General features: G+C 72.7%; 10 protein-coding genes. 7 read left to right on the forward strand and 3 right to left on the reverse strand.

Annotated elements, in window-relative coordinates; genetic code table 11:
• Position 1 precedes the first annotated feature (1 nt).
• Positions 2-1,708 (reverse strand): ABC transporter substrate-binding protein, encoded by a 1,707-nt coding sequence (locus tag LUU90_RS15265; protein WP_275004328.1) that lies wholly within the window; start codon positions 1,706-1,708, stop codon positions 2-4.
• Between the two features lie 97 nt (positions 1,709-1,805).
• Complete coding sequence (locus LUU90_RS15270) at positions 1,806-3,797, reverse strand: glycoside hydrolase family 127 protein (RefSeq protein WP_275004329.1); 1,992 nt, start codon at positions 3,795-3,797, stop codon at positions 1,806-1,808.
• Positions 3,798-4,036: 239 nt separating this feature from the next.
• Between LUU90_RS15270 and LUU90_RS15275 the strand changes: the two genes are divergently transcribed.
• From LUU90_RS15275 to LUU90_RS15305, 7 genes are all read left to right on the forward strand, one after another.
• Complete coding sequence (locus LUU90_RS15275) at positions 4,037-4,717, forward strand: GntR family transcriptional regulator (protein WP_275004331.1); 681 nt, start codon at positions 4,037-4,039, stop codon at positions 4,715-4,717.
• 75 nt (positions 4,718-4,792) lie between these two features.
• The gene (locus tag LUU90_RS15280; protein ID WP_275004332.1) at positions 4,793-5,983 is read left to right on the forward strand and encodes an NAD(P)/FAD-dependent oxidoreductase; all 1,191 of its coding nucleotides are present in this window, start codon (positions 4,793-4,795) and stop codon (positions 5,981-5,983) included.
• Positions 5,980-6,288, forward strand: a complete 309-nt coding sequence (locus LUU90_RS15285) for a (2Fe-2S)-binding protein (RefSeq protein ID WP_275004333.1) — start codon at positions 5,980-5,982, stop codon at positions 6,286-6,288. Before LUU90_RS15280 ends, LUU90_RS15285 begins: the two co-directional genes overlap by 4 nt.
• Positions 6,285-7,793, forward strand: coding sequence for an NAD(P)/FAD-dependent oxidoreductase (locus LUU90_RS15290; protein WP_275004334.1), 1,509 nt, complete (start codon positions 6,285-6,287; stop codon positions 7,791-7,793). The genes LUU90_RS15285 and LUU90_RS15290 overlap by 4 nt, the downstream gene beginning before the upstream one ends.
• Positions 7,790-8,707 carry a dihydrodipicolinate synthase family protein gene (locus tag LUU90_RS15295; RefSeq protein WP_275004336.1) on the forward strand — a complete coding sequence of 306 codons (918 nt, stop codon included), beginning with the start codon at positions 7,790-7,792 and terminating at the stop codon, positions 8,705-8,707. The genes LUU90_RS15290 and LUU90_RS15295 overlap by 4 nt, the downstream gene beginning before the upstream one ends.
• A 72-nt stretch (positions 8,708-8,779) precedes the next feature.
• Positions 8,780-9,781 carry a proline racemase family protein gene (locus tag LUU90_RS15300; protein ID WP_275004338.1) on the forward strand — a complete coding sequence of 334 codons (1,002 nt, stop codon included), beginning with the start codon at positions 8,780-8,782 and terminating at the stop codon, positions 9,779-9,781.
• Between the two features lie 92 nt (positions 9,782-9,873).
• Positions 9,874-11,370 carry an aldehyde dehydrogenase family protein gene (locus LUU90_RS15305; protein ID WP_275004339.1) on the forward strand — a complete coding sequence of 499 codons (1,497 nt, stop codon included), beginning with the start codon at positions 9,874-9,876 and terminating at the stop codon, positions 11,368-11,370.
• A 92-nt stretch (positions 11,371-11,462) separates the two neighbouring features.
• Here the strand turns inward: LUU90_RS15305 and LUU90_RS15310 are convergent, their stop codons facing one another.
• Positions 11,463-12,455 (reverse strand): aldo/keto reductase, encoded by a 993-nt coding sequence (locus LUU90_RS15310; protein WP_275004340.1) that lies wholly within the window; start codon positions 12,453-12,455, stop codon positions 11,463-11,465.
• Positions 12,456-12,733: the final 278 nt, after the last annotated feature.

Raw genomic sequence — 12,733 nt, forward strand, 5'->3', positions numbered from 1 at the left:
GTCAGCCCTTCTCGGGATCCTTGAGACCGACGCCGACGTAGTCGATGCCGCCGGTCGCGGCGTTCGCCGAGGAGAAGAGGCCGGTGACGTTCTCACCCGGGAGGGAGACCGTCTTGGCGACCATCAGCGGCACGATCGGCGCCTGCTCCAGGATCTGCTCGTCGAGGTCGCCCCACTGCTCGTTGGCCGCGTCGATGTCCGCCATCGCCTTGATCTCGTCGATCCGGGCGTTGATCTCCGGGTCGTTGATCTGGGCGAGGTTGGCGTTGCCCTTCTCGTAGATGTTGCGGCCGTCGAACAGCGGCGGGATGAAGGTCGCCGCCGACGAGGCCCAGTCCGGGCACCAGCCGGTGATGGCCGCGTCGTTCTGCTGCGACGGGGTGCCGATGGTCTCGTAGTACGTGGAGGTGTCGATCAGGTTGAGCTCGACCGTGATGCCGATCCGCTCGAGCGCCTGCTGCACCGCCTCGCCCTGCGCCTGCATGGACTCCTGCGAACGGATGTCGAGCGTCATGGTGAAGCCGTCGGACAGGCCCGCCTCGTCCAGCAGCTGCTGTGCGGCCGCGACGTCGCCGCTCCCGTCCTGCGACGGGTACAGGTCGAAGTCCTTGTGACCGGCGACCGTGGACGGGAGGATCGTCGTGGACGGCTCGCCCAGCTGGGTGCCGCCGCTCGCGTTGACGATGGCGTTGCGGTCGATCGCATAGCTGATCGCCTGCCGCACGCGGACGTCGTCCAGGTGCTGCTTGGTGGTGTTCAGGCTCATGTACGTGGTGCAGATGCCCGGGAGCTCGAGGATGCGCTCCTGCAGCTGAGGCGTCTGCAGCCGGGGGAGCGTGGCCGGCTGGACGGTGCCGGCGATGGCGTTGACGTCCGCGCCCTGGCCGGCGATGAGCCGCTCGTCGATGGTGGCCGGGTCGAGGCCGATGGTGAACTCCCAGCCGTCCGGCTTGGCGGCGCGCACCTCGTCCGTGGCCGGGTCCCAGCTCTCGTTGCGCTCGAGCTTGATGGTGCTGCCCGGCACGTACTCGGCCAGCTTGTAGGGCCCGGACGCGATGATCTCGTGGATGAACTCGTCGCCCTCACCGGTGCCCTCGGGGAACGGCGTGGCGTTCACCTGGGAGACCACGGCGTCGAACTCCGGGAACGGCTCCTTGAGGTGGAAGACGATCGTCTTGTCGTCGGGCGTCTCGATGGTCGGCAGGTCGCCCGTCTCGTACGGACCCTGGTAGTCCTCGGGAGCGTCGACGACCTGCTTGAGGTACGGCGAGCCGATCCCGATCTGCGGGTCCCAGGCCCGGGAGATGCCGAACTTGACCTCGGCGGACGTGATCGGGTCGCCGTTCTCGAACGTCAGGCCGTCCTTGAGCGTGTAGGTCCAGGTCAGCCCGTCGTCGGACACCTCGCCCAGGCTCTCGGCGAGGTCCGGGACGATCTCGTTCGGGTCTTCGGCCGAGCCGGGAGCGGACGTCGTGAGCTGGCGGTAGACCAGCCGGTAGAAGTTGTTCACGCCGCCGTCCCAGCCGCGGGCCGGGTCGAGGTACGAGAAGTCGGCGTTCTGCAGCACGTGGACGGTGCCGCCCTCGGCGGGCTCGGCAGTGAACCCGCCTCCCCCGGAGGAGTCGTCCTGGGCGCCGCCGCCGCAGGCGGCGAGAGCGAGGGTCGTGGCGGCAGCGATGACAGCTGTCGTTATCCGATGGAGCTTCACGATGTGGCCTCTCGGTCGGTGACGCGGTCGCGTCGAGGGGTCGTACGGGTAGGACGCGAGGGCCAGGTCGGGCTGGTCCTCGGGCGGGTCGGTCCGGTCAGGTGTGCCGGAGCCAGACCCGCATCGCCCCGGGTTCGCGGTTCGCCCAGAGGTGGTAGGGCACCAGCGCGACCGGCGTCGTCGTCGACGGGGTCGGTGGGTCTGTCCGGTCCGCGGCCGGGTACGGGTCGTCCGACGGCGCGGGCCGCCGGCTCACGTGCGCGGTCACCGCGTGGCGCAGCACGGGGTCGTCCGACGGCGAGTCGCCGCCGGCGGTGCGCTCGCTGACGGTGCCCGCACCGACGGTGTGCACGACCAGCTCGTCGAGGGGTGCGGGGGAGTCGGCCCGCTCCAGGCAGTGCACGACCGGCCCGCGGACGACGGCGACGGCGCCGCGCGTTGCGTCGACGGCGGGGTGCGAGACGACGAGGGTCGGTCGCATCGGCAGGTCGAGCACCACCTCCTGGCCGGGTCGCCATGCGCGGGTCAGCCGCAGCCAGCCGTGCGAGATCTCGCTGTCGCCCGGTTCTCCGGCGATCGGCGCGCCGTCGACGGTGACACGCGGCGTCGTCGCCCAGGCGGGGACCCGGAGCGTGAGCGTCGCCGGCTCGTCGCGGGCGGCGAGCACGCGGACCGTGACCCGCCCGTCCCAGGGATAGTCGGTGACGACGTCGACGGTGAGCGCGGCGGACCGGATGCGGCAGGCGGTGAGCAGAGCGACGGTCAGGCCGTCCGGCGTCTCGAGCGCCACGTGGTCCTGCAGCCCGCTGATCCAGCGCGCCGCGTTCGGCGGACAGCATGCGCAGCCGAACCAGCGGCGGCGCAGCGGCTCCGCGGGGTCCGCCGGCCGCCCGTCGGTGTGGTCGGGGCGACGCTGCAGCGGGTTGTCGTAGAAGAACCGGGTGCCTTCGAGCGAGACCCCTGCGGCGAAGCCGTTGTAGAGGACGCGCTCCACGTGGTCCAGCACCGCGGCGCTGCCGGTGGCCAGGAACAGCCGCCAGCCCCACTGCATGGTGCCGATCGCGGCACAGGTCTCGGCGTAGGCGCGCTCGGACGGCAGCTCGTACCGGTCGCCGAACGCCTCGTCCGAGTGCCGCGAGCCGATGCCGCCCGTGACGTAGGACTTGGTGCGCACCATGTCGTCCCACAGCCGCAGCAGGTGGTCGGTCCGCGCGGTGTCGCCGCGCTCGATGGCGACGTCGGTGGCGCCCGCGGCCAGGTAGACCATGCGGACGGCATGCCCGGTCACCGTGTCGAGGTCGCGCAGCGGTGCGTGGTCGGCGTAGTACGCCGGCCCGAACGGTGCCCCGGCGAAGAGGCCTGAGCCACGCCGCTCGACGAACAGCTCCGCCTGGCGCAGGTAGGGCTCGTGACCCGTCTCGCGGTACAGCTCCACGAGCGCCGTCTCGACCTGCGGGTGGCCGCAGTACTCCGCGCGGCCCTCCTCACCGAACCGGTCCACCACGAGGTCCGCGAACCGGCGGGCGACGTTCAGCAGCCGGTCGTCGCCCAGCCGGCGTGCGGCGGCGAGCGCGCCCTGGATCAGGTGGCCCAGGTTGTACAGCTCGTGCCCGCCGGCCAGGTCCGCCCACGGCTCGACGGGGGTGTCGGTGCCCTGGTGGAAGGAGGACAGGTACCCGTCGTCGCCCTGGGCACCCTCGATGAGGTGCACCGCCTCCTCGTAGAAGGCGCGCACCGCTGCCCTGCCGGCGTCGTGCTCACCGCTGTCGTGCTCACCGCCGCGGGCCAGCTCGTACGCGGCCGCCTCGAGTGTCTTGTAGGCGTCCGTGTCCGCGAACGGGTAGCCGCCGCGGAAGGGCTCCTCGGTCTGTTCCGCCACGCGGCGGAAGTTGTCGAGGACGCCGGCTGCCCGCACCTGCTCGACGGCGTGCGGCAGCGTCGCGGCGGCGTTGCGCCGTTGCCAGTGGCCCAGCAGACCATCGGTCAGCGCGACGTCGCCGAGGCCGAGCGGTCGCCCGGCTGTCTTGGCCGGGGCGGTCCGGTCCTGGGCCGCGGGTTCCGGCGCCCCGGTCCTCGTGTCGGTCGGCATCGTCCCCTCACCTTCGAGTAGTCGGTCCGCGATATGTGATGCGTGATATTTTACTGATGGACGACGACGGTGTCGATGGGGTGAATGTAAACGACGTGTTTCCTTGTTCCTGGGCCGTTCTCGGCGCCAGCCAACCCGCCCGCGCGGACCTGCCTCAGGTACCCTCGGGCGCGTTGACGATCGGATTCCCGTCCCGTGTAATATACTACTAGCGTTGCCTGACCACCCAGGAGTGCATGATGAGCGCAGCAACACCGACCCCGTCGGTCCGTCGTCTCCCACCGGTCGCGAGCCTGCGCGAGCAGGTCCACCGCGCCCTCGTGGCGGCGATCGTCGCCGGCGAGCTGGAGCCCGGTGAGCTCGTCTCCGTGCCGACCCTCGCCGCCCGGTTCGACGTGTCCGCGACGCCGGTGCGCGAGGCGGTGCTGGACCTGGAGCGCCGGGGGTTCCTGGAGGCGGTGCGCAACAAGGGGTTCCGTGTCACGCGCGTCAGCGACCAGACACTGCGGCACGTCGCCGCCGTCCGCCTGGTGATCGAGCCGATCTGGATGGAGCGCCTGGCCAAGTCGTTCCCGGTCGGGCAGCTCGCGGAGTTCCGCGCGCTGGCCGACGAGATCGTCGAGGGTGCGCGCACCGGTGACCTGATCGCGTACCTGCAGGCGGATCAGTCGTTCCACCTTCGGCTGATGGGGCTGCTGGGCAACCCGGTGGCGAGCGAGATCGTGTCCGACCTGCGGGACCGGGCACGTCTGCTCGGGCTGTCGACGATGGTCGCCAGCGGAACGCTCGCGAGCTCGGCCCAGGAGCACCACGAGCTGCTCGACCTGCTGGCCGCCGGCGACGGCTCGGGGGCCAAGGCGCTCATGGAGCGGCACATCGGGCACTCGCTCGGTACGTGGGCGGGCAAGCCGGAGGACTGAGCCCGAAGAGCGAGCCGACCAGCAAGCCCGACCGGCGAGGCCGGAGAACGTGGACCAGAGACCGAGGGGGTGGAAGTGGCAGTGGAGGTCGTGATCGTCGGCGCCGGGATCGTCGGCGCGGCGTGCGCGCGCTCCCTCGCCCGGGCGGGCGCCCGGGTGACGGTGCTCGACCGCGGGGCGGCCGCCGCCGGCACCAGCGCCCACGGCGAGGGCAACCTGCTGGTCTCCGACAAGGGCCCGGGCCCCGAGCTGGAGCTCGCCACGGTGTCCCTCCACCGGTGGGCCGCGCTCGCGGACGAGCTGCCGGACGAGCTGGGTCCACGGTTCCCGTCCGTCGAGCACGAGGCCAAGGGCGGTCTCGTGGTCGTCACCTCCGCCGAGGGCCTGGCCGGGCTGCGCCGGTTCGCCGACGCGCAGCGGGCGTCGGGCGTCGAAGCGGTCGAGATGAGCGCCGAGCAGGCACGCGAGCTCGAGCCCGACCTGGCGCCCGGCGTCGTGGGCGCCGTCCACTACCCGCAGGACGCCCAGGTGCAGCCGGTAGCGGCCACCGAGGCGCTGCTCGCCTCGGCGCGCCGGGCCGGTGCCGAGGTCCGCACCGGTGTGGAGGTGACCGGCCCGCTGCTCGGCGCCGGCGGCCGGCTCACCGGCGTCGTCACGTCGCGGGGCGAGGTGGCAGCGGACGCCGTCGTCGTGGCGGCGGGGCCCTGGTCGGCGGAGGTCGCCGACCGGCTGGGCTCCTGGATCCCCGTGCGGCCGCGCCGCGGCATGGTGCTGGTGACCACCCCCATGCCACAGCGCATCCGGCACAAGGTCTACGACGGTGACTACTTCGCCGCCACGCAGTCGGCGGGCGCGGAGCTGCAGACGTCCGCCGTCATCGAGTCGACGCAGGGCGGCACCGTGCTGATCGGTTCGAGCCGGGAGCAGGTCGGGTTCGACGAGCGCTTCCGCGCCGAGGTGCCCGCCGAGATGGCGCGGCGCGCGGTGGCGGTGTTCCCGTTCCTCGCGCGGACCAACGTGATGCGGTCCTACCTGGGCTTTCGTCCGTACATGCCCGACCACCTGCCGGTGATCGGCCCCGACCCCGTCCGTGCCGGGCTGTGGTTCGCCACGGGCCACGAGGGCGCGGGCGTCGGGCTGGCTCCGGCGACCGGTGACCTGCTCGCCGCGCAGCTGCTCGGCCTCGAGCCTCCGGTGGACCCCCGCCCGTACGCCGTCGACCGGCCGACGCTCCTGGAGACACGCCCGTTGGAGACCCAGCCATGACCTCGTACCGCGTACCGGCCGAACGCGACCCGGCCCGGCCGGCCGCCGACCGCCCGCTGACGATAGTGGTCGACGGCGAGCCCGTGGCCGGGACCGCCGGGCAGACGATCGCCGGGGTGCTGCTGGGCGCCGGACGGCGCGAGTGGCGCACGACCGCGGCGGGCGGCGCACCGCGCGGCGTGTTCTGCGGGATCGGCGTGTGCTTCGACTGCCTCGTCGAGGTCAACGGCCTCCGGGACGTGCGCGCATGCCTGCGCCGCGCCCAGGAGGGCGACGTCGTGACCCGACAGGGCGGAACCCCATGAGAGAGGTGACGAGAGGCGGCACGACGAGAGACGTGGTCGTCGTCGGCGCGGGCCCCGCGGGGCTGGCCGCCGCGCTGGCGGCTGCGTCGGCGGGTGCGCGGGTCACGCTGCTCGACGCGGCCGACGGGCTCGGCGGCCAGTACTGGCGGCACCTGCCGCCGGAGCGTCCGGCCGGTCGCGAGGGCCTGCTGCACCACAAGTGGGCCGTGTTCGGCGAGCTCGCCGACACCCTGCGGGCGCACCCGGCAGTGACCGTGCTCCCCACGGCCCAGGTGTGGTCGCTCGAACGGCACGACGGCGGCGTCCGCCTCAACGTCCTGGTGGGGGAGCCTGACGGCGAGGGGCGCGAGTCGCTGGTGCTCGACCCCGACGCCCTGGTGCTCGCCACCGGCGCCCACGACCGCACCCTGCCGTTCCCCGGCTGGCAGCTGCCCGGTGTGTACTCCGCGGGTGCGGCGCAGGCGCTGGCGAAGGGGGAGCGGGTAGCGGTCGGGCGGCGCGTCGTCGTCGCAGGGGCCGGGCCGTTCCTGCTGCCCGTCGCGTCGTCGCTGCTGCAGACCGGCGCCACCGTCGTCGGTGTGCACGAGGCGGGCCGGGTGGGCTCCCTCGCCCGCGGCTGGCTGAACCGGCCCTGGGAGCTCGCGGGCGCTACCGGAAAGGCCGGCGAGCTGGCCGGCTACGTCAGCGACCTGGTGCGCCACCGCGTGCCGTGGCGGCCCCGCGAGGCGGTGGTCGCCGCGCACGGCGTCGGACAGGTCGAGGCGGTGACCATCGCCCGCCTGGACGACAACTGGGCACCGGTCGCGGGCACGGAGCGACTGGTGGAGGCGGACGCCGTGTGCGTCAGCCACGGCTTCACGCCGCGGCTGGAGCTGGCGATCGCCGCCGGGTGCGACCTGTCGCCGGGCCGGTTCGTGCGGGTCGACGACCGCCAGGCCACCTCGGTGCCCGGGGTGTGGGCCGCCGGCGAGATCACGGGCATCGGCGGCGCTGACGCGGCCCTGGCGGAGGGCACCGTGGCCGGGACGGCGGCGGCCGGTGGAGACACCGGCTCCGGAGCCGCCCGCACCGCCGGCCGGGCCAGGTCCCGGGCGCGCGGTTTCGCGGCGCGCATCGAGGCCGCGCACGGTATCCGCGCCGGGTGGACCGCCTGGCTGCGCGACGACACGGTCGTCTGCCGCTGCGAGGAGACCACCTACGGGCGCGTGCGCGAGGTCGTCGAGCTGACCGGGTCGCGCGAGGCGCGGTCCGTGAAGCTGACCAGCCGCGCGGGCCTCGGCCCGTGCCAGGCACGGATGTGCGGCCGGACGCTCCAGGAGCTCCTGGCCGGTCCGGGTGCCTGCGGCGATGCAGAAGGTGCCGGGGGTGGCACGACATCGACCGTGGACCGTCGTCCGCTCGTCGTCCCGGTCCGGCTCGGCGACCTCGCGGCTCTGCCCGCCCCTCGGCGCTCACCTTCCCCACTGACAGCAGCAGAATCCCAACCCGGAGGAGACCGGACATGAACCAGCGTTTCGACCTCGGCGGCGTGATCGTCGCCACCACCCTCGCCTTCAAGCCTGACGCCGCCGCGCCCGCGGGCCTCGCCGTCGACTACGAGCGGTTCGCCGCGCACTGCGAGTTCCTCATCGACAACGGCTGCCGCGGCGTCGGGCCGAACGGCTCGCTCGGCGAGTACTCGTCCCTGACGGACGACGAGCGCCGCAAGGTCGTGCAGACCGCCGTCGCGACGGTCGGCGGCCGCGGGCTCGTCGTCGCCGGCGTGCACGGCGTCGGGTCGCACCAGGCCACGTACTGGGCGGAGCTCGCCAAGGAGGACGGCGCGGACGCCGTCCTGCTGCTGCCGCCCACCATCTACCGCGCGAACCGGTCCGAGGTGATCGAGCACTACACGCGCGTCAACGAGGTGGGTATCCCGATCATGATCTACAACAACCCGTTCGACACGAAGGTGGACCTGACGCCGGACATCCTTGCCGAGCTCGCCGAGCTGGAGAACGTCGTCGCCGTGAAGGAGTTCTCCGGCGACGTGCGGCGCGTGCTGGAGATCAAGGAGCTGGCCCCGGACCTCGACGTGATCGCCGGCGCCGACGACCTGCTGTTCGAGTCGCTGGTGGCGGGCGCCACCGGCTGGTTCGCCGGCTACCCGAACGCGTTCCCGCGCGAGGCCGTCGAGATCTACACGCTGGTCACCGAGGGCAAGATCGTCGAGGCCCGGGAGCTGTACAAGCACCTCGTGCCCGCGTTCCGCTGGGACTCCCGCACCGAGTTCGTGCAGGCCATCAAGCTCTCGATCGACATGGCCGGGCAGAGCTACGGTGGGCCGACCCGCCCGCCGCGCGGCCCGCTGACGGCAGAACACGAAGCCCAGGTCCGCAAGGACACGGAAGCAGCGCTCACCTACATCGCCTCCCGTTGAGTGCTGGCTATTTGCGCCCTCGAAAGGATTCGACAGCGCAAATAGCCAGCACTCAACGGGAAAGGAGACAGCATGCGTAGCAGCAGGACCATCACCGCCGTCGACTCGCACACCGAGGGCATGCCCACGCGTGTGATCACGGGCGGCGTCGGGCGGATACCGGGCGACACGATGAACGACCGGCGGCTGTACTTCATGGAGCACATGGACGAGCTGCGGCAGTTCCTCATGAACGAGCCGCGCGGGCACGCCGCGATGAGCGGCGCCATCCTGCAGCCGCCGTCGCGGCCCGACTGCGACTGGGGCGTCGTCTACATCGAGGTGTCCGGCTGCCTGCCCATGTGCGGGCACGGCACCATCGGCGTGGCGACGGTCCTGGTCGAGACGGGCATGGTCGACGTCGTCGAGCCGGTCACCGAGATCCGGCTCGACACGCCGGCCGGGCTCGTCGTCGCGAAGGTGGCCGTCAGCGACGGCCACGCGGACGCCGTGACCATCGAGAACGTACCGAGCTTCGTGACCGCCCTCGACCAGAAGGTCGAGGTTCCCGGCTACGGCACCGTCCCGTACTCGATGGCGTTCGGCGGGAACTTCTACGCGCTCGTCGACCTGGCCGACCTCGGGCTGCCGTTCGAGCGGACCCGGCAGCAGGACCTGCTCGCCGCCGGGCTCGCGATCATGGACGCGATCAACGAGACCGCCCTGCCGAAGCACCCGGCGCTCGACGGCGTGGCGGGTTGTCACCACGTCGAGCTCATCGCCCCCGGCTCGGACGCGCGCCACTCCCGCCACGCGATGGCGATCTGGCCGGGCTGGTTCGACAGATCACCGTGCGGCACCGGGACGTCCGCCCGCATGGCCGAGCTCTGGACCCGCGGCGAGCTCGCGCTGGACACCGACTTCATCAACGAGTCCTTCATCGGCAGCCGGTTCGTCGGCCGCCTGGTCGCCGAGACCACCGTCGCGGGCGTGCCCGCTGTCGTGCCGACCATCACCGGGCGCGCCTGGGTGACCGGCACCGCCAACTACCTGCTCGACCCCAGCGACCCGTTCCCCGCGGGCTTCGTCTTCTGAGCCCGACTGCTGGGCCCGACTGCTGGGCCCGACTGCTGGGCCCGACTGCTGGGTCGCTCGCCATACCTGCCATCTGCTGAGGAGCCGAACCCATGACCGCCACCGCGGCCCCTGAACACCTTGACCGCAGCGTCGACGACGTGGCCCGCCGGGCCCAGCACGCGTTCGACGGCCTGACCCGCACGGCCCCCGGCGTGCGCGCCACCGCCCTGCGCGGCGCGGCCGCCGCCCTCGCCGACCACGCGGACGAACTGGTAACCCTTGCCCAGGAGGAGACCGGCCTGGCCGAGGCCCGGCTCCGCGGCGAGCTCAAGCGCACGCAGGTGCAGCTGCGCCTGTTCGCGCATGTCGTGTCCGACGGCGCCTACCTGGACGTCCGCCTCGACGAGGCCGACCCCGACTTCGTCCTCGGCCCTCGACCCGACCTGCGCCGCAGCCTCTGGCCGGTCGGCCCCGTGCTGAACTTCGCGGCGAGCAACTTCCCGTTCGCGTTCTCCGTCGCCGGCGGGGACACGGCGGCAGCGCTCGCGGCGGGCTGCCCGGTGATCGTCAAGGCGCATCCGGGGCACCCACGGCTGTCGGAGCGCACGGCCGAGATCGTCACCGCTGCGCTGACCGAGGCGGGCCTGCCGGAGGCCACGCTGCAGCTGGTCGCCTCCCAGGACGCGGGGATCGCGCTGGTCGAGCATCCCGCCGTGCGGGCTGCGGCGTTCACCGGGTCGCTACGGGTGGGGCAGCTGCTCGCCGCCCGGGCGGCCGCGCGGCCCGACCCGATCCCGTTCTTCGGCGAGCTGGGCAGCGTCAACCCGGTGCTCGTCTCGGCGCACGCCCTGCACGAGCGCGGCGGCGAGCTGCTCGGCGGCTACGTGGCGAGCGTGTCGGGCTCGGCCGGCCAGCTCTGCACCAAGCCGGGCTTCCTCCTCGTCCCCGAGGGCGCCGAGTACGACGACGCCGTGGCCGACGCCGCCGCGCAGGTTCCGGAGCACCGGCTGCTCAACCCGTCGATCGCGGACGGGTACGAGCGCCGGGTCGCGCAGGTGCTGGGGGTGGACGGCGTGCGCGTCGTGCACGCGGGCGGCTTCCGGCGCGCCGCTGACGGGCAGGCCTGGGTGACTCCGACGTTCGTCGCCGTCCCGCTCGACCTGCTGCGCCGCGCGGGAGCGGCGCTGCTCGACGAGGTGTTCGGGCCGTTCTCCGTGATCGTGGAGTACCCCGATGGCACGGACCTGGCCGCCGTCGTCGCCGAGCTGTTCCCCGGAAACCTCACCCTGACGCTCCATCTGGGGGAGCGCGAGGCCGCCGAGGAGCAGGCCGCCCTCGTGGCGCGCCTGGGCCGGCACGCGGGGCGGGTTCTGCTCGGTGGCTGGCCCACTGGCGTGGCGGTCACGCCGGCGATGCAGCACGGCGGACCGTGGCCTGCCACGACCACCGACGGGACATCGGTCGGGACGGCGGCGATCGGCCGGTTCCTGCGAGGGGTCGCCTTCCAGGACGCCCCGCAGGAGCTGCTGCCCCCGCCCTTGCGCGACGACAACCCGTGGGGCGTGCCACGAACTGTGGCCGCTCGGGGGGAGTCACTGGGCTGGTGAGTCGCTGGGCTGATGACCGCACCCGGGTTCACGAGCGCCCGGTCGATCCCGCCCGAGGGCGGCGACCGGGCGCCGATCTGACCACGGTCGAGCTACAGCCCCGTCATGCGGAGCATCGCCTCGGTGTAGCGCTCGCCGCTGACCTGGATCCGTTCGGCGCCGGCCGCGATCTCGGCGAGGTCCTCGGCGGCGAGGTCGACGTCGGCCGCACCGATGTTGTCCTCGAGACGGCTGAGGCGGCGCGTGCCGGGGATCGGGACGATCCACGGCTGCTGGGCGAGCAACCAGGCGAGCGCTACCTGCGCCGTCGTGCAGCCCTTGCGCGCGGCGACCGTGCCGAGCAGCTCGACGAAGGCCAGGTTGGCCTGGCGGTTCTCCTCGGTGAAGCGCGGCAGGCCGGCACGCATGTCGTCGTCGGCCAGCGTGGTGCCGAGGGCGCCCGTGAGGAATCCCCTGCCGAGCGGGCTGAAGGGGACGAACCCGATGCCGAGCTCCTCGAGCGTCGGGAGGATCTCGGGCTCCGGGTCGCGGGTCCACAGCGAGTACTCGCTCTGCAGCGCCGTGACCGGCTGGACCGCGTGCGCGCGGCGGATCGTCCCGGCGCCCGCCTCCGAGAGCCCGAAGCGGCGCACCTTGCCGGCCTCGATCAGCTCGGCGACGGTGCCCGCGACGTCCTCGATGGGCACCTGCGGGTCGACGCGGTGCTGGTAGAAGAGGTCGATGACGTCCGTGCCGAGGCGGCGCAGCGCGGCATCGGCCACCTGCCGGATGTGCTCGGGGCGGCTGTCCGTGCCGACACTGCGGCCCTCCTCGTCGATCTTGAAGCCGAACTTCGTGGCGATGACCACCTGGTCGCGTACCGGGGCGAGTGCCTCGCCCACCAGCTCCTCGTTGACGAACGGGCCGTAGACCTCCGCGGTGTCGAAGAGGGTGATCCCACGGTCGACGGCGCCCCGCAGGACCGCGATCATCTCCTCGCGGGTTCCCGGGTTGGGACCGTAGCCCTGACTCATGCCCATGCAGCCCAGCCCGATGGCGGAGACCTCGAGGCTGCTCGTCCCGGATCCCAGTGTTCTTGTCTGCATGGATGACTCCTCTGTCGTGGGTGGAACGGTGCCGCCCGGTACCGCTTCACGGCCGGCAGCAGCAGTCTGGCAGGCCCCACTGACATGCTCGGCCCGACGTCGCGGGTCCGTGTCGGTGAGGCCGCGTACGGTCGGCGGCGTGGCGTGATCGGATCGCGCTCGCACCGGGTTCGCGGGCTGGCTACATCAGCGGATCTGGAGATGCAGTACGCCAGAATCGAACGTATATTCGACTGATAGGCGGCGGTAAGGCGGTCTGTATAGGGAAAGGGGGCGCA

The organism is Promicromonospora iranensis, assembly GCF_028994775.1.
Classification (GTDB): domain Bacteria; phylum Actinomycetota; class Actinomycetes; order Actinomycetales; family Cellulomonadaceae; genus Promicromonospora; species Promicromonospora iranensis_A.